Here is a 24,085-nt window from a genome sequence, read left to right on the forward strand (position 1 = left end):
GCAGGCGTAGGACTGCGGCGCGAACGAGCGCTCCAGCCCCGGCAGGGTCGCCTCGATCAGCGCGTGCTGCACGATCCGGTCGCGGAACGGCAGCTCCCAGATGAGGCGCGGCTTCGGCTCTCGGAGGACGAACGCCCGCGGCGCGCTGGGGCGCCAGCGTCCTCCCGGAGTTCCTCGACGAGCGCGAGGCAAGCGGCCTCCCGGTCGATCAGGAAGGCCGCGACGTCCGCCGAGCGGCGCTTCCCGCGCGCGGCGGCGAGCGCGAGGCGGAGGGTGCGGGCGGAATCAATAAGGTCATGGCGGCGCTCGCCAGCAGCGGATGCAGCTCCCACGCCCCTCGATTCTTGACGCCGCCCGCCCGTCGCGCGAGCCTCCCGCCGTGTCGGTCATACTTGTGGAGGGGACCGTCTTCGCGCGCCGCTATCGCGTCGTGCGCCTCATTGCCGCCGGCGCGATGGGGGCTGTCCACGAGGTGGTGCACCTCGAGACCGAGCGCCACCGGGCGCTCAAGGTTATGCACCCGCACCTCTTCCAGAGTGAGGAGATGCGCGAGCGCTTCAAGCGCGAGGCGCGCATCGCGGCGAAGGTGGAGAGCGAGTACATCGTCGACGTGTTCGACGCGGGCGTCGACGAGGCGACCGCGATGCCCTTCCTGGTCATGGAGCTGCTCCGCGGCGAGGAGCTCGGCGAACGCCTCAGGCGCGCCGGCCGCCTCCCGCCCGCCGAGGCGATGACCTACCTCTACCAGACCGCGCTCGCCCTCGAGCGCACGCACGCCGCGTCGATCGTGCACCGCGACCTCAAGCCCGCGAACCTCTTCCTGACGCAGCGCGAGGACGGCTCGGTCCGCGTGAAGATCCTCGACTTCGGCATCGCCAAGCTCGTCGCCGAGGGCGCGACCGCCGCGGGCGCCACGAGCAGCCTCGGCACGCCGATCTACATGCCCCCCGAGCAGTTCCTCGGCGGCACGAAGCTCACCGCCGCCGCGGACATCTTCGCGCTCGGCATGATGGCCTACACGCTGCTCGTGGGCATTCCCTACTGGCAGCCCGAGGCGAGCAGCGCCGACGGCGTGTTCGCGTTCGCGATGGTGGCGGCCCGCGGCCCCGAGGAGCCGCCGGTGCAGCGCGCGCGCTCGCAAGGCGTGGTGTTGCCGCCGAGCTTCGACGCGTGGTTCGCCCGGGCCGCGGCGCCCGATCCGGCGGTCCGGTTCCGCCGGGCCATGGAGGCGGTGCAGGCCCTCGGCGAGGCGCTCGGCGTACCGTTGGGCGGCGGCCGGGGGACGTTCCCGAGCGCGCCGTCCTGGCCCGGGGTCGTCCCCGCCCCCACGGCGCTGCCCTCCGCGCTGGTAACGACGGAGCCCGCGCCGCCGAGGAACCCGGAGCGCGACGCGCGCTCGCCGGTCCTGACGCTCGCGGGGACATCGACCGGCGCCGCGGTCTCCGCCATGTCATCCAGGTCGGCGAAGCCGAGCCGCGCGCCGCTCCTTGCCGGAGTCGCCGTGCTGGGCCTCGGCTTGCTGGGCACGGGCATCTGGCTCGGGCTGCGCGCCGCTAGCGGAGGCGAGCCGGCGGCAGCGACCCAGGACGCCGTCTCCGAGAACGCGGCCGCGCCCGGGCCGGCCGTGGCGACAACCGGCCCGACCGCGGCGGCGCGCGAGCCGGGTGCGACAGCACAGGAATCGCGCGCGGTAACGCCCGATCCGATCGCCACGCCGCCCGAGCCCGCCGCCGTGCCGCCCGGGCCCGCCGCCGCGACCGCCGCGCCTCAGCCGCCGGCGTCGCCGGGAGCGGCGCCTTCCCCCTCGGCTGCGCCCCGCCCGAGCGCACCGCCGCCGGTACCTGCGAGCAAACCCGTCTCCGCCGGGACGAAGCCGCCTCCACCCGACAAGAAGCCAGCGCCGCCTCGGACCTCATCGACTTCCTTGTACGGGCGACAATGACTCCTTCCTGGTTCCCCCGATCCACCCCTCTCCTCGCCGTTCTTGGCCTGCTCGCGCTCTCCGCGCCCGCGGCGGCGCAGGACATCGCGGCCGCCGAGGCGCTCTTCGAACGAGGGCTCGCCGACATGCAGGCGGGCCGCTACGAGACGGGCTGCAAGGCCCTCGCCGAGAGCCAGCGCCTCGACCCGCAGCCCGGGACGCTCTTCACGCTCGCGTCGTGCGAGGCGCAATGGGGCCGAGTCGCCACCGCGGTGACGCGCTTCAAGGACTACCTGGCCGTGCTCGACCGCATGACGCCGGCGGAGAAGGCCCGTCAAGGCCAGCGGCCGAAAGTCGCGATGCAGGAGCGCGACAGGCTCTCGCCGCGGGTCCCGAGGCTCGCGCTCTCCTTGCCGCCGGGAGCGCCGGCCGGGACCATGGTGAAGCGCGACGGTCACGAGCTGGGCGACGCCGCGCTGGGCATCGCCTTGCCGGTGGATCCGGGAGAGCACCTGGTGTCCGTCCAGGTGCCGGGACGGCCCGCTCGGGAACAGCGCATCACGATCGCCGAGGGGGAGACGAAGGAGCTGGCGCTCGACCTGCCGGTGAAGGAAGCGCCTGCGCCCGCAGCACCGCCCGCGCCGTCTCCGGCTCCTCCGAGACCACCTGCGCCGGAGATCAGCCCGGCGCCCGCGCCCGTCGAGCCGGACGCGCCGTCGCCCTCCGCGGGTCACCGGACGGCCGTCTACGTGGCGGGCGGGGTCAGCGCGGCGGGGCTCGTGCTGGGCGGGGTCCTCGGCGCGCTCGTGATCGGCAAGAAGGGTGTCATCGACGAGCACTGCGGCGAGGCCATTCAGGCCCCGTCCAAGGCCTGCGATGACGAAGGCTACGACGCCGCGGGCAGCGGGAACGCGATGGCCCGCGTGAGCACCATCGCCTTCGGGGTGGCGCTGGCCGGGCTCGGCGCGGCGGCGGTGCTGTACTGGACCGAGCCGAAGCCCGCCGGCGCGGCGGCCGGCGCGAGCCCGAGGTGGGTCAGCGCGGGGGTGCTGGAGGCAGGGCCGGCGGGCGCAGTCCTCGGCGCGAGAGGGACTTTCTGACTCGGCACGAGAGGGACTCTCTGACTCGGCACGAGAAGGACTCTCTGACTCGGCCAGCGGCGCCTCGTGAAGACAGAGCACGGCATGACGGTGCCCCCGCTCGATTGGTGAGACGGAGCCGGGGCGTAGCGCGCCGGAGCTGTGAGACGGAGAGCGGCGCTGAGACGGCATCGCGGAGCCGAGCAGGGCGCGAGGGCCATCGGGCCCGGCCACCGCCGGTATCTTGCGGGCGGTTTGACGGCACAGCTGTCCACTCACTACCCTCCTCCGGTTGCGCATCACCCTACCTCCACAGGAGCAGAGATGAGCCCTGAACCCAAGAGAATGAATGACCTCTTCGCCGAGGCGAAGCCGACCCTGCTCGAGCTCCCCTCGGACTCGCTGGAGCGGCCGCGCGTCTCGCGCGAGCGCGCGCTCCAGCTCACCGCCGCGCTGCGGCAGGAGTTCGCGTCGCTCATGCCGCGGCTCGCCGAGGAGCTCTCCCCGGCGAAGGCCAGGAAGCGAAAGGCCGACTTCGAGGCGCTCGAGCCGCGCGCGCTCGTGTTCTACGCCGCGGATCTCGCGGTCGACGCGCCGTGGACCTCGGTCCAGAAAGAGCGCCGGGCGGCGCTCGCGCGCAAGGTCCGCGAGCACGACGAGCTCCTCTCGGCGTGGGCCGTGCCGCTCTTCCGCAAGGACGAGGAGGCGAGCGCAGCCGTCGCTGACATCCAGCGGGGCAAGGGCACGCGCGACGACGCCGAGGACACGGTCCGACTCGTCGCCCTGTTCCGCAAGCACTGGCCGGCGGTCAAGGGACAGACCCCGATCAAGGAGAGTTACCTGGACGAAGCCGAGGCCGACGCCACCGAGTTGCTCGGCCTGCTCGACGTCGGCGAGACCTCGGCCCTCGGCTCCCCGCGGGATCTCCGCCAGCGCGCGTACACCCACTGGCTCGCCGCCTACCTCGAGGTCTTCCACCTCGGCCGCTACCTCCAGCGGCACGATCCCGCCGCCGCCGAGCGCTTCCCCGCCGTCGCCGCCGAGCGCAGCGCCGCCGCGCCTCAGACCGCGCCCGCTCCAGCCGCTCCGGCCGCTACGTCGCCCCCCGCGAAGCCCGAGGCCTCGTCAACGTCAGCGCCCCCCGCAAAGCCGGCGACCCCCGCGACCCCGGCAACGCCGGACAGCGACAGCCCGGCGCCCTTCTGATCCGCGTCCCTCGCCGCTGACCACGAGGTGTGCCGCCGACGATCCCAGGATGCCAACCTGAGCCAGCCGTGGACCGTTCGGCGGTCGCGGGATGGAGGACCGCACCGGCGCTCGTGCCAGACCGGATCCGCGGATGCGTCTTCGCACCGACGGCGGCACGACGGCGCACCCGCGGGTCGCCGCGACCATGACCCCTCGTCGATCGCGCAAGCGCTCCATCCCGTGGCTGACGAGCGTCGGCACGGGCCGCTCTCCGCAGATCCCACGCTGTGCCACGTCCTGTGCAGGGAGACGCCCGGCCGGCGGCGTCGGCCGCGCGGGGCGCTCCTCACGTCCACGCAGCCGTCGCGCGTGCTGTGCCCTGGAGAGCACCCATTCCACCTCCCGCCGCGACGCCACCTCTGGGCGAAGTCGCCCGCCGATCTCTGATATCAGTCAGTCAACGAGGAGACATGAAGAGCAAGCGCGCCAGGTGGTGGTGGACAGCCCCGGCCCTCATGGCCGGCGGCTGCACGGCGCTCCTGGGACTCGACAAGGACTATCACCCGCTGGATGGCGCGGTCGGCGACACGGGCACCGGCGGCGGCGACACGGGCCCGGGCGGCGGCGACACGGGCTCGGGCAGCGGCGCGGGCCCGGGCGGCGGCAGCGTCGGCCATGGCGGCAGCGCCGGCGGCGGGCAGTGCACGCCTGGCGTCGCGCAGTGCTCGGACAACCAGGTGCAACGGTGCGACGATGGGGGACAGTGGGACGCCCCGGCGCCGTGCGCGGCGGATGCGCCCGTGTGCAGCGACGGGGCGTGCGCGACGCCGCCGAGCTGCGACGGACTGCCGTCCACGTGCGGGCCCGCGGGCGACGAGAGCTGCTGCGCGACCGCGATGGTGCCCGGGGGGAGCTTCAACCGCGGCAACGATCCAGCGTTTCCCGCGACGGTGAGCGGCTTCTTGCTGGAGCGCTTCGAGGTGACCGTGGGGAGGTTCCGGAGGTTCGTGGAGGCGTATCCAGGGAGCCAGCCAGCCGCGGAAGCGGGAGCGCACCGGGGCATCCAGGGGAGCGGGTGGAACCCGGCGTGGAACAGCGAGCTTCCTCCGGACGCGGCGGCGCTGCGAGCCGCTGTGTCATGCCAGCCGGACAGCCCGGACATGCCGACGTGGACCGATGAGGCCGGCGCCCAGGAACACCTCCCGATCAACTGCGTGAGCTGGTACGTGGCCTTCGCGTTCTGCGCGTGGGACGGTGGCCGCCTGCCGACGGAGGCCGAGTGGAACTACGCAGCGGCCGGAGGGGACGAGCAGCGGCAGTACCCGTGGTCGAACCCGCCGGAGTCGACGGAGATCGACGCGAGCTATGCCTCCTACGATTGCAGGGAAAGCGCAGCCCCGGGCTGCACGTTCCAGAGCGACTTCGGAGACATCGTGCCTGTCGGGTCCCGGTCGCCGAAGGGCGACGGGCGGTGGACGCAGGCGGATCTCGGCGGGAGCATGCGGGAGTGGATGCTGGATGGATACGGGGCCTACCCGGCCGAATGCGTCGATTGTGCGAACTTGACGGACACCGCCGAGCGGACGGTCCGCGGCGGGAGCAGCTTCGGCACCCCGCGCTACCTGCTGTCGTCCGAGCGTGTCAAGGTCTCGCCCGCGGCCCCCTACTACAGCCTCGGCGTCCGGTGCGCGAGGACACTCTAGGAGGCCGCGCTCGGCGGTCGATCAGCTGAAGAAGTCGAACGCCGTACCGGCGCCCTTGCTGCGCGCGGCGGCGTAGAGGACGCGGGCGAGCGCGACGTCCTGGATCGCGAGCCCGGTCGAGTCGAACACGGTGATGGCCGCGTCCCCGCGCCCGGTCAGCTTGCCCGCGACGACCTCGCCGAGCGTCCCCTGGATGTGCTCGCGGTGCAGGGCGCCCGCGTGCAGCGGCACGTTGACCTCACCGCTCTCGGTCGCCTGCGCCCAGTCGTCGATGATCACGCGCGCGTCCAGGAGGATCTGCGGTTCGAGCTCCTGCTTGCCGGGCGCGTCGGCGCCCATCGCGTTGATGTGCGCCCCCGCGCGGACCCACGCGCGCTGCACGACGGGCGCGCGCGCGGTCGTCGCCGCGCAGACGATGTCGCAACCCGAGGCCTCCTCCACCGAGACGGCGCGCCCCCTCGCCTCGGCCGCGAACTGCTCGCTCGCCTCGCGCGACACGTCGGCGGTGAGGACCTCCAGCCGATCGCCGTAGACGGCCCGGTGGGCGTCGAGCAGGAAGCGCGCCTGCACGCCGCAGCCGACGAAGCCTAGGGTCCGGGGGTGCGGCCGCGCGAGGTGCTTCGACGCGATCGCCGCCGCCGCCCCTGTCCGAACGGCCGTGAGGCGGGTCGCGTCCATCACGGCGAGGGGCGACGCCGTGGCCGGGTCGCTGAGGATGTAGAGCCCCCTGACGCACGGCAGGCCAAAACGCGCGGGGTTCTTCGGGTGCGAATTGACCCACTTCACCCCCGCTGCTCCGTCGACGTAGGCCGGCATCGCACGGAGATCGCCGTCGTGGGCCGGGAGCCCCAGATACACCTTCGGCGGCATCGCAGCCTCGCCGCGGCCGTGCGCCGCGAACGCCGCCTCCACGGCGGCAATGGCCGCATCCATGGCGAGGAGGGAGGCCACATCGGACTGGGAGAGGAGCAATGTTTTCTCGGGCGTCATCGAGCGCGAACCGTACGCCACGCCGCCGCTGGACGCACGCGTTCCAACGCCGGACGGCTGTGCTCGCGCGCTCGGCGGGGCGTCTCTCCACGAGTGGCCGCGCCCCTGCTCGGCACTTGCCGCCGCGCGGCGCGCCTGGGCGCGCGGCGGACATGAAAGAGGGGTTGGCAGGCGATGCTGTTGCGCTGAAGATGGCAGAGCGCTGCGCCGTGGGGTGGGGTCCACCTCGCGTCTCGAGAATCCCTCTTGGTGGAGCGGGTGGATGAACATACGAATCGTTGCAGGTCTCTTCGTGCTCGCGCTCTCGACGACCGCCGGGTGCGGCGACGATGGAGGCGAAGGTGGCCATGGCGGGTCCGGCGGCGCCGGTGGCATCGGCGTGACGGGCAGCGGCACCGGTGGATCCGGCGCGACCAGCACGGGCAGCAACGGCGGCGCCGAGCCCACGGGGACCGGCGGCGCCGAGCCCACGGGCACTGGGGGCGCAGAGCCCGCGGGGACCGGGGGCGCCGAGCCCACGGGGACCGGGGGCGCCGAGCCCACGGGGACCGGCGGCGCCGAGCCCACGGGGACCGGCGGCGCCGAGCCCACGGGGACCGGCGGCGCCGAGCCCACGGGGACCGGCGGCGCCGAGCCCACCGGAGGCACCGGCGGCTCCGGTGGAGCCTCCTCCCACGTCTATGGGGCTGCCTGCACCAGCGATGCGACTTGCCCCGAGGACTACTGCATCACGGAGGCGGACTGGGGATGGCCGTCTGGCTCCTGTGCAGGCCTCTGCGATCCCGCCGTGGGCGCCTGCTCCGAAGATGGTGTCTGCATCGACTTCGGCGAAGGCCTGGGCCTGTGCGTCTTCGCGTGCAGCCGGTCGGACGAGTGCCGCGACGGCTACAAGTGCAGCGACGTCGTCGGTGGCATCACGGCCTGCGTCCCGGCGTGCACCGAGAACGCGCAGTGCCCGGCGCTCGGCATGTGCGACACGCTCGATGGCCGCTGCGTGCTCGGCGAGACGGAGTGCACCGACGGCGTGGACAACGAGGGCGACGACCTGGTCGATTGCGAGGACGACGACTGCGACTCTACCTGCGGTCCGCTCGTCGACGCGGCCTGCGCGGACGCCGCGCCCGTGGCGACGACGACCGTCGAGGGCGACACATCGCGGGGCACGCGCGTGTTCGAAGGCAGCTGCATGGGCAGCGGGCCAGAGGAGGTCCACCTGTTCACGCCGCCCGCCGGCCAGTCGGGCACGCTCCGCGTCGAGCTCCACTCGGACAGCGATCACGTCCTCTATGCCCGCACGGCGTGCGCGGACGGCCTCAGCGAGCTCGATTGCCAGGATGAAAGCGTCGCCACGGGGGGCGGGCCCGAGGAGGAGAAGATCGAGATCGTCCTGCGCAGGGGCCAGACGGTTCCCATCTTCGTCGACGCCTACGCGCAGGAAGACGCAGGGCCCTACACGCTCGATTTCTTGTTCTCTCCGACCCTCTGCGGCGACAGGACCGTCGACCCGCCCGAGGAGTGCGACGACGGCAACACGACCAGCGGCGACGGTTGCTCCGCCGAGTGCACCCTGGAGCTCGACGCGGTCTGCGGCGACGCGCTCGTCGCCGTCCTCGGCGACAACGAGGGGGACACGACGACCGGCACGTCGCTGTTCGAGGGCAGCTGCCTCGGTTACCTGAGGCCGGAGAAGATCCACACGTTCACGCCGCCGAGCGACGGCACGCTGTTGCTGAGGCTGTCCTCGGATACCGACCTGGGTATGTACGTGCGGACGAGCTGTGTTGACGACGACTCCCAGGTCGAGTGCATGGACAATGTCGGCGACGACAGCGAGGAGGTGCTGGAGATCGACGTCGACGGCGGAGTGCCCCTGTTCATCTTCGTCGACACGTACTTTGTGACAGACGCAGGGCCTTACACGCTCAACCTCGCCTTCACGCCCGCCCCCTGAGCGCCGGCGCAGTCCGGCGCGCCCGTCCGCCCTCCCGCCGGGGCGGATGAGCTACGCTGCGCGTGTGCCCTCCACCCCTCCTTCAGCGCAGTCGTCCACCCGCAAGCTCCTGTTCGCCGCCGCGGCGCTCGCCGTGTGCGCCTGCCAGCCGGCGCCCACGCCGTCGGCCCGCGCCGCGCCGTCGCCTGCGCCCTCCGGCGCGGCCGGTCCTGCGACGGCGCCGTCGCCTCACGACGCCGCCACGCCCGCGCCGCCCCCCCGCGACGGCGCCGCCCCGCTGGTGCAGGCGACCGCAGGCGACGGCGCGGCGAGCGCAGCGCTCGACAGCAGGTCCCCCGTGAAGCTCGCGGCGCCGCCGTTCGCGCAGACGCTCGTCCGGCCCGCGCCGGCCGGAAGCTCCGCCGCGCCGCGCCTCGTGAAGGTCACCGAGCAGAAGAACACGATCACGGACGAGGCGGAGTGGTTCGCCAGGAACGGCCTCTCGCTGCCGGTCCTGCAGGTACCGACCGGCCCCCGGAGCGGCGCCCGCCCCCTCCCCTCCTTCGTCCCCACCCGCTACGGAGATCAAGAGCTCGTCAAGGCCATCGATCACGGAGACCACCTGGCGCTGTTCTACGGCCCGAGCTTCGCCGACGCGCGCTTCGTCGCGATCCTCGACGCCGCGCACAGGGTCGTCGCCTTCTTCGATTTCGAGAGCTTCCTCGTGCCGCCCGCGTTCGCTCCCAAGGAGGCGGAGTTCGTGCGGGGCCATGTCGGCTGGGCCGTGGCCAAGGACGGCGTGCTCTACGTCTCGTCAGGCCACAGGACGTACGCGGCCTCCTCGAAGGGCAAGAACGCCTACCTCTCGGCCCTCGATCTCGCCACGGGGCAGCTCCTCTGGCAGAGCGCGCCGCTCGTCTGCAACGCGGAGAACTTCGTGCTGCGCGGAGATCATCTCCTCTGCGGATATGGCTTCACCGCGGAGCCGGATTTTCTCTATGTCCTCGAGCGCGCCACCGGCAAGGTCGTCTCGAAGCTCCCGATGAAGAGCGGGCCTGAGTTTCTCGTCGAGAAGGAAGGCAAGCTCTTCGTCCGCACCTACGACACGGATTACGTCTTCGATCTTCGCTGAGGCGTCGCCCGGGGCGCCCGGGCGGCCCGACGGCGCCGCGCGCCGGTCGTGCGCGCCAGGTGACACCCGGCGCTTCGCGTCAGCGTGTTCAGCGTTCAGGCAGCAGCTCGGGGAACAGCCTTACATCGGGGCGCTCTGCCCCATCGGCCGCTCATGCTCGGTGCCGAGCGCTGCCGCAGCCGCAGGGGTGTGGCGCCCGGCGGGGCCCCACGGCGCGCCCGGAAGCACGCACCCGCGACGGCGAGAGAGCAGGCTCATCGGCGCGTTGCAAGGCGATGAAGCGGGCCGAGCAGAGGACGCGCGGGGCGGAGCTCGCGCTGCCGGGGCTCCGCCGTCGTGCTCGCCGTCCCCGCGAGCGACGGCGGCCCGCCCTGCGCACCTGATCCCGATCGGCACGGCGAGCGGCCAGCTCGCGCCGCCCGGCGCGACGCGCAGACCCGCCCTCGACCGCCGGCTCTCGCGGCGCCGCTCGCGGCAGCGCCCGCCAGGAGCGGTCCGCGCCATTTCCACGGGCCAGAAGCTCGCGGGGCCCCTGCGGATGACGCGAGACGCCCCGCGTGTCGCAAACTGCCCCACACGGGGACGGGGACGCCCCCTTCCGCCCCACCACGTGGTCGTCCGGCCTGGAGAACGACGAGGGACGGAAGCTCCTGCTCCTCCACGGGCGCCCGTGTTCCCCACCCAGGCACGGCGCCGCTCGACCGCAGAAGCGGGCGCTCGTGTCTGCCGTGCTGCTGGGCGGCGGTGGCAGCGAACTTGCTACGGTTTTCTTTGAGCACACACGAGGGGTTCATGGTCGCGACGCTCAACCACCCGGAACCTGCGCGGCAGGCGAACCAGAAATCCCACGATGAGCTACAGCGTGATTTGAACCCGAACCACATGGCCGGGCAGAACATCGAGGGCGGCCCCGCTGCCCTGGGTCCGAGCGTGGAGCCAGCGTTGGAAATCGACGATCCGACGCGCCAGCTTCAGGGCTCCACGTCGACGGACGCCGGGAGGGCCCGCGCCTGCCTGAGCGTGCCCGGCCGCTGCAAGATGCCGTCTACGTCGACCTGGCAGGCTCGGAGCGGCGCGCGCTCCGGGTCACCGCGCAGAAGGTCGCGAGGTCGGGACAGTACCTGGTGCACCAACCCGGGTGCACCTCACATGGACTGGAATCGGCTGGTACGAGTCAGCGACCCCCAGCGACTTCCGTGATGCGTCCCAGCGACGCGGGATGAAAGGAGCCAGAATGCAACTGGAGCTCACGTTCCGACATATCGACAAAAGCCCCTCGCTCGAGGAGCTGATCCGGGAGCAAGCAAACAAGATTCAGCGCTTCAACGACCACATCAACAGCTGCGCTGTCGTGGTCGAGCTCGACCACGCGAGCCAGGGCACGGGGGGAGAGTTCCGCGTGCGCGTCGACCTCCACGTGGCCGGCAAGCACGAGATCGTGAGCGAGGAGCGGGCCGCCAAGAACCTGCTGCCGACGGCGGTGCGCGACGTGTTCCAGCGGGCGGGTCGCCAGCTGAAGAAGCTCGCGAGCGAGCAGCGCAGCGAGGTGAAGGCGCACCCGGCGCAGGACACGGCCGGCGTGATCACCAAGCTGTTCAGCGATTACGGGTTCATCACGACCACCGATGGCCGGGAGATCTATTTCCACGAGCGGAGCATCCTGTCGGGTCCGTTCTCCGACCTGAAGATCGGGATGGGGGTCGCCTACACCGAGGAGGACGGCGACAAGGGTCCTCAGGCGAGCACGGTCCGGATCGTCGACGCGCGCGGCGGCAACCGTGGCCGCGAGGAGATCCCCACCCTCAGCTAGTTCCGGCCGCCAGAAATTTGGCCGTAGATGCCGGGCTCCGCTAGCCCGGGAGCATGATCAATCCCGCACCCTGGGCAGGCCGATCGCACCCGGGGCCGCGCACCGTGCCGCTCGCGCTGTCGGAAGACCAGCGCACGACGGTGGAGGCGGCCCTGCGTCCGGACAAGACGGAAAAGCGCATCGTGCGGCGGGGCGAGGCGTTGCTGCTGATGGCCGACGGCGTAACGCCGGGCGATGTCGCCAAGATTCTCGGCGTCCATCCCCGGACCGTTCAGCGCTGGCGTGCGCGGTTTCGCGGTCCGGCTCCGGAGAGCAAGCTTGCGGATGCCCCGCGGTCAGGGCGTCCGCCCTCTCTCTCTCGGCCGCCGACTGTGCGCGGGTAGAAGCCGAGGCCTGTCGTCCACCAAAGGACGCGGGGGTTCCCGTCACGCAATGGTCCTGCGCTCTGCTGAGCGCGCAGGTGCTGCGCAACGGGATCGAGGCGAGCGAGTCGTCGGTCCGGCGCATCTTGCGCCGGGCGGCCCTGCAGCCCCACCGGCAAAAAATGTGGCTAACGTCGCAGGACGACGAGTTCCGCGACAAGCGCGACGACGTGCTGCACGTCTACTACGACACGCCGACCGATGAGCACATCATCTGCCTCGATGAAAAGACCGGCATGCAAGCCCTCGAACGCCGTTACGCCGATCTGCCGATGCGACCAGGGCAGCCGGTGCGTCGGGAGTTCGAGTACATCCGCCACGGCACGCTGACCTTGATGGGCGCGTTCGACGTCCGTCGGGGCAAGCTGTTCGGCTTCGTCTCCGAAGACCACAACAGCCTGACGTTCGTGGACCTGCTCAACGTCGTCGATGCCTGCTACCCCGAAGGCGACGGCCACATTATCTGCGACAACCTGTCCGCGCATGACACGGACGACGTGCTCGACTGGTTCGACGAACACCCTCGGTGGAAGCGCCACTTCACGCCCAAGCACGCCTCGTGGCTGAACCAGATCGAGTGCGCCTTCTCGATCCTGCACGCGCGCGTTCTTGCTCGTGGTTCCTTCGTTTCCAAGGACGAGCTTCGTGAGGCGCTCTACGCCTACATGCTCTGGCATAACCAGACCGACCAGCCCTTTCACTGGACCTACCGGCCGGCGTCCTGGTCCACGAACCGCGGCAGAACTTCAGGCGGGCGGAACTAGATCGTCGTACCGCGCGGCAACGGCGGGAGAGGCGACGGCGGCGGTCTCCAGTCCATCGGGGGCTCGGCCGGCGGCGTCGCGCTCTCCTGCTCCTCTCCCCGCGGAGGGACCGAGTCCCCGTCCGCCGGAGGCTCGGGCTGCGGCGGCGCCTTGGGCTGCCTCGCGGCGCACTCCTCCAGCTTCCTCTCCAGCTCGTCGACCCGCTCGGAGGCCTCGTCGAGCCTGCGGTCGAGCGCCCCCGCGCGCGCGGACTCGCGCCTCAGCTCGGAGAGCGCGGCCCTGAGCTCGTGCTCGCGCGAGCGGAGGGCGGCCCTCACCCGCTCGCCGTCGTGCTCGGCGCGCTCGAGCCGCGCCGACAGGCGCTCGCGGTCGACCTCGAGGCCGGCGATCTCGCGCTCCATGGCGCTCTTCGACTGCTCGTAGCGCGCGTCGGCTTCCGCCTTCGCGGCGGCGGCGGCCTGGGCCGCGCGCCGGGCGCGCTGCTCGGCGCTCTCGGCCAGGCGCTTCGCCTCGGTCATCGCGTCCCTGGCGGAGTTGGCGCTGCGCGCGTCGTCGCTCGCCTTCATCGCGAGGGCGAGCGCCTCCTCGGTGGCGCTCTGCGCCTCGCTCATCTTCGCGAGCGCCTCCTGCGCCGACGCGTTCGCGGCCGCCTCGAGCCGGCTGTGCTCCCGCGCGGCGCGCTCCGCGGCCTCGGCCGTCCGCCGCGCCCGCGTCGCGTGCACCCAGAACACGGTGGTCGTCGCGACCATGCCCATCAAGACGACCACCCCGAGGACGAGCAGCGCGCGCGTGAGGCGCTCGCGACGCGCCTCCGCCGTGGCGGCCGCGTCGAGGAAGCTCCGCTCCAGGGCGGAGAGATCGTCGATGTCCCGGGCCCACGCGGACAGCTCGTGCAGCGCCTTGCCGCGAGGCAGGAGCCTCGGCGCCTTGCCGCCCGCGGCCCACCTCGAGAGCGCCTCGTCGAACTCCTTCTTCGCCCGGCCGAGCCGGTGCAGCGCGACCGCCACCTCGGCCATGCGCGGCCGCGCCTCGGGGTCGAACGAGAGCACCGCGTGCACGAGCGCGACGAGATCGGGCGGCGTCGCCGCGCTCATCGGGGGCGGCCACGCCCCGCTCGACGCGTCGGGCGTCTGGCCCTCGAGCAGCTCGTAGAGGATGACGCCGAGGGAGTAGACGTCCGCCTTGACGTCGACGCTGCCGGAGTGGCGCTCCTGCTCCGGCGCCATGTAGCTCCTCGTCCCGAGGCCCCACGCGCCCTCCTGCGTGAACGGCATCGTGGGCTGCCCCGCGCCCTCGCTGTGCGGCGCGGGCGCGCCAGGCTCGATCGACACGCGCGCCGCCGCGTAGGACGCCGCCACGAGCGGGATCTCCACGGGCGCGGGGTTCATCGCGAGCCGCCCGACGCTCACGAGAGGGAGGCTGCGGAGCGCCTCCTCCTCGCGCGCGCCGCCGTCCGCCGTCGAGTCCGCGGCGCCGGTCGCGGCCCCCAGCGTCAGCGCCGGCTGCGCCGAGAGCTCGGTGCGGATCACGGGCGCGGACGCGCGCGTGACAGGGCCGTTCCCGTCCAGCTCCAGCACCTCGGGGAGCCCGCCCCAGAGGACCTTCGCGATGCCGAAATCGAGGATCTTGACGCGGCTGCCCCCGGGCGCGAGCTCGTCGTCGACCACCATGATGTTCTCCGGCTTGAGATCGCGGTGGACGACCTTCGACGCGTGGGCCGCGGCCATGGCGGAGGCGATCTGGTAGCCGAGCCGCACGACCTGCCGCGGCCGATCCGCGGCGGGCACCGCCTGCACCCAGTCGCGCAGGCCGCGCCCATCGAGGTACTCCATCACGATGTACGGAGAGCCGTCCTCGAGCTCGCCGGAGTCGAAGACGCGGACGATGCCCGGGTGGTTGATGATGTTGACGGCGATCGCCTCCTGCCGGAAGCGGGCCACCACATCCGGCCGGCGGGCGTAGTCGCCGAGCAGCACCTTGATCGCCGCCCGCGCCCGCGTCTTCGGGTGCCGCGCCCGGAACACCCGCCCCATCCCGCCGCGCCCGAGCTCGCCCTCGATGAGCCACCCGCGCAGGACCGCAGGGAACGGCGCGGGCTCGTCCTCGACGAGGTCGATGGCCGGAGGCATCTCCATGCCCGGCCATCCTGCACCCGCCCGTCGGCCGGCGGAAGCCCCGACCCGCGCCGGCGCGCCCGGCCCGCCCCGCGCGCGGGCCGTCGGCACATCGGCCGCACGGCACCGCGCGCGGGGGCTCAGCTCATCCCGAGCTCGCGCAGTAGCCCGCCCACGCCTCCGGAATCCGCCGCTCGCTCAGGCCCATGACGGGCGCCGGCGGCAGCCACTTCGGCTTCACCGGGGCGCGGAGCAGCTTCATGCCGGCCTGCTCCGGCGTCCGTCCCCGCTTCGTCGAGTTGCACGCGTAGCAGGAAGCGACGATGTTGTCCCACACCGTCTTTCCGCCCTGCACGCGCGGGATGACGTGATCGTAGTTGAGCTCGCGGGCCTCCTTCTTCACGCCGCAGTACTGGCAACGGAAGCCGTCGCGCAAGAGGACGTTGGTCCTCGAGAACCGCACGCCGCGCTTCATCTGCAGCGTCGGCCGCTTCAGCCGCACCACCGCCGGCGCCTTGATCGAGAGCGACGGGGACCGGATCTCGTCGTCGTACTCCTCGATCACCTCCACCTTGCCCAGGAAGCTCATCGTGACAGCGGTCTGCCACGGGATGACCTTATGGGGCACCATCCATGGCGTCAAAAGCAGCGTCAGCGCGGTCATGGCTCACCTCTACCGTCTCTTCCTCTTCATGATGTCACTCCAGGTCACGTGCAATCTCACGTGCAATCGATACGCACGACGGGTGCCCGGGGAGGGATTCGAACCCCCAGTCGGCTGGTTCTAAGCCAGCAGCGTTTGCCGTTTCGCCACCCGGGCAGGGTGTCACCGGTGGGACTCGAACCCACATACCCCGAAGGGCGCAGGATCTCAGCCTGCCACGTATGCCGTTCCGTCACGGTGACGTCCGCGCGCCGCGGTCTGGGTGGGGGGATTCGAACCCCCAATCCCCGGCTCCCGAAGCCGGTGCTCTGCCAGGTTGAGCCACACCCAGGATTCTGTCGTCGATCTGTCGATTCGAAATGGCAGGCTCGCTCGCTCGGGCGCGGGCTCCCGAAGTAGCACGCAGGCGAGCGGAGCGGCCCGGCGTCCCCAGCGGGATTCGAACCCGCGTCTCCGGAGCGAAAATCCGGCCGCCTGAGCCTCTAGCGAGATGGGGACACAAGCACGTGTGCAGGAGCGGAGCGGTGGAGGAGAATCGAACTCCCGTCGCGAGCCTGGCAAGCCCGCGCTCTACCGTTGAGCTACCACCGCGTCTTCATCGAGAGAAAAATGAGGCATCGAGAGAAAAAGGAGGCGGGCCGCCGGGCGCCGCGCGACCGCACGACGTGCGGCTCGCCGGCCGGCGGCCCGCCTCGGCAGCGAAACGAACGAACGGACAAGGGGTTGCCGTGGGGAGTCCATGGGTATTGGTAACCCACGAGCTTCGGCCCGTTCGGTGGAGCGACGAGGGCTCGAACCTCGATCCCTGCCGTGCGAGGGCAGTGTTCTCCCGGTTGAACCATCACCCCGAAACAAGGAATCTCACATCAGATCTTCATCGCCACCTCCCTATCTCCTTCCGTCCATTGGACGACCATCGCTCGATTTCGTTGGATCCATTCTCTGCTTTTTTCTCCTCTAATCGCGCGAAGAGCCGGACCTCCCCCGCAGGAGCGCTGGAGGCTCTGCGGTCGCCATGACACCACACCACGAGGCGCCCCCGAGGAGGATCGAACTCCCCTCACCTGATCGACAATCAGGCTGCCTCACCAGATGCATACGAGGGCAACGCAGCGCCGCTGGCGGGATTCGAACCCGCGACATCCTAATTAATGGTAACCGTCCTCCTGCGGCCCGGATCGGGCAAGGGATCGGAGGACGGCATGTCAGGTGCTCTACCAGGCTGAGCTACAGCGACAAACCAGGGCGCCCGCGCGGCGCCCCCGGCGACGTACGGGCTGGCGGAGCCCGTACGTCGCGCCTGTCACGAAGCACCCCGGGTGAAGTCCGCCATCACCTGAGGGGCCGCCCCGTCGAACCCCACGACGTCGAGCATGCCGGGGTCCGTCGGGTCGGCGATCGAGAAGCCGGTCGACGTCATGCCGACGACGATCAGCCTCGCCGGCCGGCCCATCGCCTGCCGGTAGTCCCTGAGCGCCTGAAACGGGTGCACGTCCCCCGCCCAGGTCTCGTTGTCCGTGTAGATGACGAACGTGTCGACCTCTACCCGGCTCCGCTTCGCCCAGATCATCGGCAGAGCGCAGTCCGTGCCGCCGAAGGGCAGGCCGTTCACCGCGCGCAGCACGTCGTCGAGCCGCTGCTTCGGCGAGATGGACAGCGGCGTGAGGCCGGGCGCTCCCCCGCCCCACTTGCCGCCGTAGCCGCCCGAGGCCGACGTGAAGCCGACCACGGCGACCTCGCGCTCGATCCTCGCCGTCGCCATGGCCATGGCCGCGCTCGCCACGCGCGGCGTCAGGCCGGGCACGCCGGCGATCTGGCCGCTCGTCATCGAGCCGGAGACGTCGAGCGCCAGGAGGTGCTTCTTCCTGGTCGGCTCGACGGCCTCGAACGCGAGATAGAACGCCTCGTTCAGCGCGTCGACGATCTCGCGGACCGGGGTCCACGAGAGCGCGCCCTCGCGCCGGCGAGCGCGCTCGCCGTGGCCCTGCTCGTAGACCTTGAGGGCCGAGAGCACGGCGACCGGGTGGACCCTGGCCGCGCGGAGGCGCGCGGCGTCGGTGAGCTGTCGCGCCGCCTTGCGGGACGCGTCACTCATCGGCGAGAGCAGGCCGACCGCGGTCATCTTGCCCAGATTGCGGATGAGCGCCGTCTGGGGCATGTGCTCGAGCAGCGCCTCCCAGACCGCGGGGTCGTTCTTCCACTCGGTCTGGAGCATCTCGTGCGTGAAGCGGTGCTGCCGGATCAGCGCGGTGACCTGCTTCCGGTTCGTCGCCGCGCGGAGCGACTCGAACGCGCGCACCGCGTCCGGCAGCTCCTCCGGGCGCAGCGCGTTGCCGCGCGCCGACGCCTTGCCGAGCGCCTCGACGCCGCCGACGATCCAGCGGTACAGGGCGTCGTGCTGCGGGCTCGGCGCGACCGGATGCGCGAGCCGCAGGAGATCGCGGTGGCTGAAGCCGTCGCGCTGGCGGTACTTGATCGCCTGGTACGCGAGCCTGTCGATGGGCTTGCCGTTGTACCACGCGGCGACCGCGGACCGGAGCCCGCGCCCCCACCTCCGGAACCCCTGCACATCGCGGGCGAAGTGGAAGAGATCCGTCCCTGTGCGGCATACCTCGGGCAAGGCCCCGAGGGCGGCCTTCCGGGTCTCGACCTTGGCGTCGGCGGCGGCCATCGCGAGGGCGAAGATCGCAGGCGCGCTCTTCGGCGCTCGCCCCGAGCCGCTGACATCGACGATGCGCTGCACGGCGCGGGGACCGTCCGCGGCGAGACAGTCCCCGACGGCGCGGGCGTTCTCCACGGTGAGCTTCCGCTCGGTCGCGTAGTACGTCCCCCCCTCGGCGCCGAGGATGAGCCAGCGGTCGAGCCTGGCCCAGTCGTCGAGGGCGAAGACGAAGCCGCCGGCGCTGTTCTTCGCCTGGTCGGCGCGGGCCTTCTGGCGCTGCGGGGTGAGCAGCGCGGCGAAGTGCTTCAGATAATTGGCCATGACACCACCTCCGGCCCGGTGATCCGGGCAAAAAAAGAGGACGGATAAGCAGCTCGCGCTCGGGTTGATCCACCAAAGATAACCGAGCGCACACGACCCGTCCTGGGTGGGCGTACGGGAATCGAACCCGCCTTCGCAGGGTCACAACCTGCCCTCTTCACCAGATGAGTAACACCCACACAAGCTATCGTCGGGACGGCCGGAATCGAACCGGCGGATCTCCTCACCCCAGATGAGGCGCCTTACCACTAGGCTACATCCCGCAGCGCCTGCTCGTGGCAAGCGCCGTCAGCCCCCCGGCGGGAGGCGAGCTGGCGCCTCGCAGAACGAGGCGGGCTCCGCCCTCCGAGCGCCAGGGGCGCGGCTCCGGCGGGAGGAATCGAACCTCCAACCACCCGCTTAACAAGCGGACGCTCTACCCTTGAGCTACGCCGGAACACGGAGGCGCAGGGCGCCTCCATTTACATTTACATTGCACATGGCAGGTTGTCACAGATCGAGTGTTCCCTCTGCCGGCGCTGCGGCGTCGGCAGGGGATCGGCACAGGCGTACCCTCCCCGCGCGCCCGCTCCAGGTGGAGGGGCGGCGTTGCAGGCAGACCGGCGCGCCAGGTGGACCCGAGAGGAATCGAACCTCCAGCCGTCCGCTCAAGAGGCGGCTGCTCTATCCAGTTGAGCTACGGGTCCCCGCGGAGGGCGTACCTCCGCCTCGCCTGCCGCATCGGCAGGCCGTGATGATCTGAGAAGCTCGAGCCTCCACATCGAAGGAGCGGACAACCATGGCCGTCCGGCCCCACGCACACGAATCCCGATCGCGCCCCGACGAGCGCGCACCCTGCCCCTGAAACAGCCAGGGCCGCCCGATTCCCCGGGCAGCCCTCGCACGTCACCATGGACGCGTGAGAGGAAGCCTAGGGTCGCTGCTCCAGCGCAAGATCGCCTGGTCTCCGCGAATGCGGAGCGACATCAGCGCGCGCGCGGGAGCGCTCCGCGGCGCTCGGCGGGAGCAATGCATGCCGGCCAGTGCGGAGCGTTGCCCGGCGCCGAGAATGCACGCCGCGATCATTCATTTTCGATTCGAATGCTTCCAGTGCATGCGCCACGGCGCCTCCTTTCACCGGGCGCAACTATCCCGCGCCACAACGCACGACGACGTCGCCCGCGCGGCAAGCAACACAACCCCTCTCCTCGAACAAGCCCCCACTCACAATCACAGCGTGGCCTGTCAACCATGGCCTGGCTGCAGCTCACAACGAGCCTACGGCCCACCAGCGTGGTCAACAGCCCGCAACGGACGACCAGCTACGACCCCCAGAACGCCGAAGGCCGCCTGGGTTTCCCGAGGCGGCCTTCGCGAACGTCGTCGATCGACGCGTGCTTAGCTGCCTCTAGGCGCTATTCTCCGGGTTACCGAGCTTCCGCGACAGGCGGAGACCGCAGGAATGTCCGGGGTTGTGCGCCAAGGAATCGCCACCCAGCAGATGCCCCCATGCCACGGCCGCTTCAGGCGTACCCGCCTTGGGCTGGATGGCGATGAGCTGCATGTTGTCGAGGCGGCTGAACATAACGAATCCTTGTGCGGAATGAGTACTCCCCTTCGATGACCTGCGCAACAGAAAAGTTCCTCGAGTCGATTCTTTTTTCTCCGCGTTCATCGCCGACTCAATGGCCGGGACTCATGGGGTCCCCGCGCGGGCCAGCGCAATCGAGGAATCCCGCGGCTTTCCGGCGACTTGACGCGATATGACGCGGGCGGCGGCAGGCCCGTGACCAGGCATCATGGGACATCGACGCACGTCGCATTGCGACAGCGCGCGACAGGGTACTACAGCGCGCCGGCGCGCTCCGCGGCCGCCTCGGCGGAGCGCACGGCGGCGTCGATGCCCGAGCCGTGGAACGCTGAGCCGGCGAGCAGCACCCCGCTGCCGGCGAGCGCCTGCTCGACCTCCCGGACGCGCGCCGCGTGCGCGGGGGTGGAGACCGGCAGCGCGCTCGACCAGCGCGAGACCCACGCGCGCTCCGCGGCGCCGCGCACGGAGAGCACGCGCGCGAGGGAGGCCTCGGCGCGCGCGGTCCAGGCGGCGTCGTCGAGCTGCTCGAGGTCCCCCGGCTCGGGACGGAAGAAGAGGCGCAGCGCGACATGGCTGGCGGGGGCGCGCGCGGCGAACTTCGAGGTCGTGAACGTGCACGCGCGGAACCCGTGCGCCTGGTGCCCCGCGGCGACGACGAAGCCGGTGCCGTCGAGCGGGTGCTCGATCGCAGCGCGCGGGTACGCCAGCGAGACGGTCACGCTGGAGAGCGTCTCGGCGCCGTGGATCGCCCGCGCCGGCTCGCCGAGCAGCGCGGCCGCGCCCGCGGCGCCCGTGGCGATCACCACCGCGTCGGCCGCGACCTCGCCCCCGTCGGCGAGCGAGAGCCGGAGACCGCCAGCCTCCCGCGCGAGCGAGGTGACCGCGGCGGACACGCGCACGTCGGCGCGCCCGCCGGCCGCGAGCGCGGCTGCCAGCGTGTCGGTCAGCTGCGCCATCCCGAGACGGAAGGTCCGGATCCCGCGGCCGAGCTCGTCGCGCGGCACCTGGAAGCCGAGGAACGCAGCCGCCTCGCCCGGCGCGAGCTCCCGCAGCGCGGCGCCGTCGAAGCCGAACGACCGCTGCGTCTCCTGGCCGACGAGATCCCCCGCGATGCCGAGCGCGCCGGCGAGCGCGGGGACCGCCTCGCTCCGCGCGATGAACCCCTCGGCGCCGTGCTCCACCACGAAGCCAGAGGCCCGCTCGGTCCAGAGCTGCCCGCCGAGCCGCGGCGCCGCCTCGACGAGCGTCACCTCGTCGCCCGCCGCCGCCCGCCGGAACGCGACGATGCACCCGGCCAGACCGCCCCCGACGATGGCAATGCGTCTCATCGCGCTTCTATACCACGAGCCCCGATCACCCGAGGAGTCTGCCCGCGTCCGGGGCGGACGCCGGCGCCGCCGGGTACAGAGCGCCGCGCCCGACAGTAGAGAGCGCCGCGCCCGACAGCCGAGGTGATCAGGTCGTGGCGTGTCCGGCGCCGCCGGCCCGCGCGGTGAGGTCGGCCGAACTGGCATCCTGTGTCGCTCGAGCCTAGGCTCCCTCGATGGCGAGGATATCGAAGTACTTCGACGTCAAGAGAGACGCGCTCGGCCGGGAGTACATGGAGGTCTACGTCGACGGCATCGCGCTCCTCAGGCTCGTCATGACCAACAAGGGGACGGCCTTCACGCTCGACGAGCGCGTGAGGCTCGGGCTCGACGGCCTGCTCCCGCCGCAGGTCAACACCCTGGAGCAGCAGCTCGCCCGCGTCTACGGCGGTTTCTGCCGCGAGCCGACGCCGATCGCCAGATATCAGTATCTCCGGGCGCTCCAGGAGCGCAACGAGGTCCTCTTTTACGCGCTGCTCACCCGTCACCTCGGAGAGATGCTGCCCATCGTCTACACGCCGACCGTGGGCGAGGCGGTGCGGCAGTTCAACTTCCTCTACCAGAGCGCGCGCGGCGTCTCGCTCTCTCCCGACAACATCGGTCGTGCCCGGCGCGTGCTCGCGAGCTTCCCCTGGGAGGACGTGCGCATGATCGTCGCGACCGACTCCTCCGCGATCCTCGGGATCGGCGACCAGGGCTACGGCGGGCTCGCCATCCCGATCGGCAAGCTCGCGCTCTACACCGCGGGCGGCGGCGTGAGCCCGTTCCACACGATGCCCGTGGTGCTCGACGTGGGGACCGACCGGGCCGAGCTCCTCGACGACCCGTTCTACCTCGGCGTCCGCCAGCGCCGCCTGCGCGACGGGGCTTATTTCGACTTCCTCGACAGGTTCGTGGACGCGGTGAAGAACAGCTGTCCCCGCGCCGTCGTCCAGTGGGAGGACCTCTCCAAGGAGTCTGCCTTCTCCGTGCTGGAGCGGTACCGGAAGGTGATCCCGTCCTTCAACGACGATATCCAGGGGACAGGCGCCGTCGCGCTTGCCGGCGTGGTGGCCGCGTGCAGGCTGCGCGGCGAGTCGATCAAGGACCAGTCGGTGGTGATCCACGGCGCCGGCGCCGGCGGGATCGGCGTCGCGTGGGCGATCTGCCAGGGGATGATCCGTGACGGGCTCACCGAGGAGGAGGCGCTCGCCCGGGTCTTCGTCCTCGACTCGAAGGGCCTGCTCGCGAAGGACCGCCCGATGGAGGAGTACAAGCGCAGGTTCGCGCAGGCGCCGGAGCGGATCGCCTCGTGGACCCGATCGGGCGCGGCGCCGTCGCTGCTCGAGACCGTCGAGGGCGCGCGCGCGACGGTGCTCCTCGGCCTGTCCGGGCAGCCGGGCGCGTTCGGCGAGCGGGTGATCAAGGCCATGGCCGCGAACACCGCGCGGCCGGTCGTCTTCCCGCTCTCGAACCCGACGAGCGCCAGCGAGGCGCTCCCCGGAGACATCCTCACCTGGACGGGCGGCCGCGCGCTCGTCGCGACCGGCAGCCCGTTCGCGCCCGTGGAGCTCGACGGGAAGACCATCCCTGTCGGGCAGGGCAACAACGCCTTCATCTTCCCGGGGCTCGGGTTCGGCACCATCCTGTCCGACGCGCGCGAGATCACGGACGGCATGGTGCTCGCCGCGGCGTACGCGCTCGTCGACTACACGGCCGAGAAGCACCTCGACGCGGGGCTCATCTACCCGCCCGTCGAGGAGCTCCGGGAGGTCTCCACGCGCGTCGCGATCGCGGTCGTCCGGGCGGCGTTCGCGGAGGGGGTCGCGACCAGCGCGAAGCTCGACCCGGCGAGGGCCGAGGATCACGTGAAGGCGCGGCTCTGGCAGCCAAGGTACCTGCCCGTCGTCCGCGGCTAGCCCCCGGGGAGCGACCCCGCCGCGCCCCTCCGCGTGCCGGCGCGCCGCGCGAGCGCCGCCAGCCGAGCCGCGGTGAGCGCCGGCTCAGCCGAGCTGAGACAGGAACTTCCTGAGCTGCTGCGCCTCCACCATCGTCATCACCGGGACGAGCCAGGCCTCGAGCGAGGTGGTGTCGCGAAACGCCTTTCGGCTCGAGTTGTGCGCGTCGCGGATGAGACGCTCGACCTGGAGACCCAGGATCGCGTTCGCCACCGGCAGCAGGTACGCCGTCCGGTGCACCGTCGCGTTCTGCACGCGCATCATCTCCAGGAACTTCTCCGCGCTCTCGGGCGCGAGCACGTCGACCTGGAGGAGCTCGATACAGACGACAGCCCCGTGCCGGTTCTGGGTCACGATGCCCTGAACCCTAGCGATGCACGCGTCGACCTCGCCAGCCGGGAGCGGTGATGCAAGCCTCACCTCGATCAGGCGACCGGCTTTGTTGTCAACGGAGTACATGAGCGAAATTAACCCTACCGTAGACGTTTGAGCCAGAGCGCGTCAATCAACG

General features: G+C 71.5%; 17 protein-coding genes and 12 tRNA genes. 10 read left to right on the forward strand and 19 right to left on the reverse strand.

Annotated elements, in window-relative coordinates:
• Positions 1-379: 379 nt before the first annotated feature.
• The 4 genes from WME85_RS34785 to WME85_RS34800 all read left to right on the forward strand — a co-directional run bounded on the left by WME85_RS34785 (position 380) and on the right by WME85_RS34800 (position 5,891).
• Positions 380-1,942, forward strand: a complete 1,563-nt coding sequence (locus tag WME85_RS34785) for a protein kinase domain-containing protein (RefSeq protein ID WP_437827414.1) — start codon at positions 380-382, stop codon at positions 1,940-1,942.
• Positions 1,939-3,021 carry a hypothetical protein gene (locus tag WME85_RS34790; protein ID WP_437827415.1) on the forward strand — a complete coding sequence of 361 codons (1,083 nt, stop codon included), beginning with the start codon at positions 1,939-1,941 and terminating at the stop codon, positions 3,019-3,021. Before WME85_RS34785 ends, WME85_RS34790 begins: the two co-directional genes overlap by 4 nt.
• Positions 3,022-3,324: 303 nt before the next feature.
• Positions 3,325-4,206 carry a hypothetical protein gene (locus WME85_RS34795; protein WP_437827416.1) on the forward strand — a complete coding sequence of 294 codons (882 nt, stop codon included), beginning with the start codon at positions 3,325-3,327 and terminating at the stop codon, positions 4,204-4,206.
• Positions 4,207-4,658: 452 nt separating this feature from the next.
• Complete coding sequence (locus tag WME85_RS34800) at positions 4,659-5,891, forward strand: formylglycine-generating enzyme family protein (RefSeq protein WP_437827417.1); 1,233 nt, start codon at positions 4,659-4,661, stop codon at positions 5,889-5,891.
• 21 nt (positions 5,892-5,912) lie between these two features.
• On the opposite strand, the gene WME85_RS34805 is transcribed toward WME85_RS34800, so the two are convergent.
• Positions 5,913-6,881, reverse strand: a complete 969-nt coding sequence (locus tag WME85_RS34805; RefSeq protein ID WP_437827418.1) for an ornithine cyclodeaminase family protein — start codon at positions 6,879-6,881, stop codon at positions 5,913-5,915.
• Between the two features lie 262 nt (positions 6,882-7,143).
• On the opposite strand from WME85_RS34805, the gene WME85_RS34810 reads away from it, so the two are divergent.
• The 5 genes from WME85_RS34810 (at position 7,144) to WME85_RS34830 (ending at position 12,939) form a co-directional block, all read left to right on the forward strand.
• The gene (locus WME85_RS34810; protein ID WP_437827419.1) at positions 7,144-8,832 is read left to right on the forward strand and encodes a DUF4215 domain-containing protein; all 1,689 of its coding nucleotides are present in this window, start codon (positions 7,144-7,146) and stop codon (positions 8,830-8,832) included.
• A gap of 64 nt (positions 8,833-8,896) precedes the next feature.
• Entirely contained in the window at positions 8,897-9,943 is a 1,047-nt protein-coding gene (locus WME85_RS34815) for a hypothetical protein (RefSeq protein ID WP_437827420.1), read from the forward strand.
• A gap of 1,234 nt (positions 9,944-11,177) precedes the next feature.
• Positions 11,178-11,753, forward strand: a complete 576-nt coding sequence (locus WME85_RS34820; RefSeq protein WP_437827421.1) for an HPF/RaiA family ribosome-associated protein — start codon at positions 11,178-11,180, stop codon at positions 11,751-11,753.
• Positions 11,754-11,806: 53 nt separating this feature from the next.
• Positions 11,807-12,136: a helix-turn-helix domain-containing protein gene (locus WME85_RS34825; protein ID WP_437826894.1), complete on the forward strand. Its 330-nt coding sequence runs from the start codon at positions 11,807-11,809 to the stop codon at positions 12,134-12,136.
• Positions 12,031-12,939, forward strand: a complete 909-nt coding sequence (locus WME85_RS34830) for an IS630 family transposase (RefSeq protein ID WP_437842383.1) — start codon at positions 12,031-12,033, stop codon at positions 12,937-12,939. Before WME85_RS34825 ends, WME85_RS34830 begins: the two co-directional genes overlap by 106 nt.
• Here the strand turns inward: WME85_RS34830 and WME85_RS34835 are convergent.
• The 17 genes from WME85_RS34835 to WME85_RS34915 all read right to left on the reverse strand — a co-directional run bounded on the left by WME85_RS34835 (position 12,936) and on the right by WME85_RS34915 (position 21,784).
• On the reverse strand, positions 12,936-15,074 hold the full coding sequence (locus WME85_RS34835) for a protein kinase domain-containing protein (protein ID WP_437827422.1): 2,139 nt from the start codon (positions 15,072-15,074) through the stop codon (positions 12,936-12,938). The genes WME85_RS34830 and WME85_RS34835 overlap by 4 nt on opposite strands.
• Before the next feature lie 124 nt (positions 15,075-15,198).
• Positions 15,199-15,684: an HNH endonuclease gene (locus WME85_RS34840; RefSeq protein ID WP_437303375.1), complete on the reverse strand. Its 486-nt coding sequence runs from the start codon at positions 15,682-15,684 to the stop codon at positions 15,199-15,201.
• Between the two features lie 116 nt (positions 15,685-15,800).
• A tRNA-Leu gene (locus tag WME85_RS34845) sits at positions 15,801-15,873 on the reverse strand.
• A gap of 4 nt (positions 15,874-15,877) precedes the next feature.
• Positions 15,878-15,959 (reverse strand) — tRNA-Leu (locus WME85_RS34850).
• Positions 15,960-15,974: 15 nt separating this feature from the next.
• Positions 15,975-16,048, reverse strand: a tRNA-Pro gene (locus tag WME85_RS34855).
• 93 nt (positions 16,049-16,141) lie between these two features.
• Positions 16,142-16,215, reverse strand: a tRNA-Glu gene (locus tag WME85_RS34860).
• A gap of 22 nt (positions 16,216-16,237) precedes the next feature.
• Positions 16,238-16,308, reverse strand: a tRNA-Gly gene (locus tag WME85_RS34865).
• A 185-nt stretch (positions 16,309-16,493) separates the two neighbouring features.
• Positions 16,494-16,565: transfer RNA gene (locus tag WME85_RS34870), tRNA-Ala, on the reverse strand.
• A 186-nt stretch (positions 16,566-16,751) separates the two neighbouring features.
• Positions 16,752-16,823, reverse strand: a tRNA-Asp gene (locus WME85_RS34875).
• A gap of 7 nt (positions 16,824-16,830) precedes the next feature.
• Positions 16,831-16,954: transfer RNA gene (locus WME85_RS34880), tRNA-OTHER, on the reverse strand.
• 66 nt (positions 16,955-17,020) lie between these two features.
• Entirely contained in the window at positions 17,021-18,700 is a 1,680-nt protein-coding gene (locus tag WME85_RS34885) for a TROVE domain-containing protein (RefSeq protein ID WP_437827423.1), read from the reverse strand.
• 103 nt (positions 18,701-18,803) lie between these two features.
• A tRNA-His gene (locus tag WME85_RS34890) sits at positions 18,804-18,878 on the reverse strand.
• A 12-nt stretch (positions 18,879-18,890) separates the two neighbouring features.
• Positions 18,891-18,963 (reverse strand) — tRNA-Pro (locus tag WME85_RS34895).
• Between the two features lie 101 nt (positions 18,964-19,064).
• Positions 19,065-19,136, reverse strand: a tRNA-Asn gene (locus WME85_RS34900).
• A 176-nt stretch (positions 19,137-19,312) separates the two neighbouring features.
• Positions 19,313-19,386, reverse strand: a tRNA-Lys gene (locus WME85_RS34905).
• Positions 19,387-20,087: 701 nt separating this feature from the next.
• Positions 20,088-20,264 carry a hypothetical protein gene (locus tag WME85_RS34910; RefSeq protein WP_437827424.1) on the reverse strand — a complete coding sequence of 59 codons (177 nt, stop codon included), beginning with the start codon at positions 20,262-20,264 and terminating at the stop codon, positions 20,088-20,090.
• Positions 20,265-20,524: 260 nt separating this feature from the next.
• A complete protein-coding gene (locus tag WME85_RS34915; RefSeq protein ID WP_437827425.1) occupies positions 20,525-21,784 on the reverse strand; it encodes a protoporphyrinogen/coproporphyrinogen oxidase in 1,260 nt (419 codons plus the stop codon).
• A gap of 29 nt (positions 21,785-21,813) precedes the next feature.
• Here WME85_RS34915 and WME85_RS34920 point away from each other — a divergent pair, with 29 nt between their 5' ends.
• Entirely contained in the window at positions 21,814-23,535 is a 1,722-nt protein-coding gene (locus tag WME85_RS34920; protein WP_437827426.1) for an NAD-dependent malic enzyme, read from the forward strand.
• An 84-nt stretch (positions 23,536-23,619) separates the two neighbouring features.
• Here WME85_RS34920 and WME85_RS34925 read toward each other — a convergent pair whose 3' ends face one another.
• A complete protein-coding gene (locus WME85_RS34925) occupies positions 23,620-24,033 on the reverse strand; it encodes a hypothetical protein (RefSeq protein ID WP_437827427.1) in 414 nt (137 codons plus the stop codon).
• Positions 24,034-24,085: the final 52 nt, after the last annotated feature.

It is taken from the genome of Sorangium sp. So ce1153 (genome assembly GCF_051521595.1).
Classification (GTDB): domain Bacteria; phylum Myxococcota_A; class Polyangia; order Polyangiales; family Polyangiaceae; genus Sorangium.

What these genes read in the sequence shown, in the direction of transcription:
- WME85_RS34790 (WP_437827415.1), top strand. Translation starts at nt 1,939, where the DNA reads ATGACTCCTTCCTGGTTCCCCCGATCCACCCCTCTCCTCGCCGTTCTT.
- WME85_RS34795 (WP_437827416.1), top strand. Translation starts at nt 3,325, where the DNA reads ATGAGCCCTGAACCCAAGAGAATGAATGACCTCTTCGCCGAGGCGAAG.
- WME85_RS34800 (WP_437827417.1), top strand. Translation starts at nt 4,659, where the DNA reads ATGAAGAGCAAGCGCGCCAGGTGGTGGTGGACAGCCCCGGCCCTCATG.
- WME85_RS34805 (WP_437827418.1), bottom strand. Translation starts at nt 6,881, where the DNA reads ATGACGCCCGAGAAAACATTGCTCCTCTCCCAGTCCGATGTGGCCTCC.
- WME85_RS34810 (WP_437827419.1), top strand. Translation starts at nt 7,144, where the DNA reads ATGAACATACGAATCGTTGCAGGTCTCTTCGTGCTCGCGCTCTCGACG.
- WME85_RS34820 (WP_437827421.1), top strand. Translation starts at nt 11,178, where the DNA reads ATGCAACTGGAGCTCACGTTCCGACATATCGACAAAAGCCCCTCGCTC.
- WME85_RS34825 (WP_437826894.1), top strand. Translation starts at nt 11,807, where the DNA reads ATGATCAATCCCGCACCCTGGGCAGGCCGATCGCACCCGGGGCCGCGC.
- WME85_RS34835 (WP_437827422.1), bottom strand. Translation starts at nt 15,074, where the DNA reads ATGGAGATGCCTCCGGCCATCGACCTCGTCGAGGACGAGCCCGCGCCG.
- WME85_RS34840 (WP_437303375.1), bottom strand. Translation starts at nt 15,684, where the DNA reads ATGGTGCCCCATAAGGTCATCCCGTGGCAGACCGCTGTCACGATGAGC.
- WME85_RS34885 (WP_437827423.1), bottom strand. Translation starts at nt 18,700, where the DNA reads ATGGCCAATTATCTGAAGCACTTCGCCGCGCTGCTCACCCCGCAGCGC.
- WME85_RS34910 (WP_437827424.1), bottom strand. Translation starts at nt 20,264, where the DNA reads ATGTTCAGCCGCCTCGACAACATGCAGCTCATCGCCATCCAGCCCAAG.
- WME85_RS34915 (WP_437827425.1), bottom strand. Translation starts at nt 21,784, where the DNA reads ATGCCAGTTCGGCCGACCTCACCGCGCGGGCCGGCGGCGCCGGACACG.
- WME85_RS34920 (WP_437827426.1), top strand. Translation starts at nt 21,814, where the DNA reads ATGGCGAGGATATCGAAGTACTTCGACGTCAAGAGAGACGCGCTCGGC.
- WME85_RS34925 (WP_437827427.1), bottom strand. Translation starts at nt 24,033, where the DNA reads ATGTACTCCGTTGACAACAAAGCCGGTCGCCTGATCGAGGTGAGGCTT.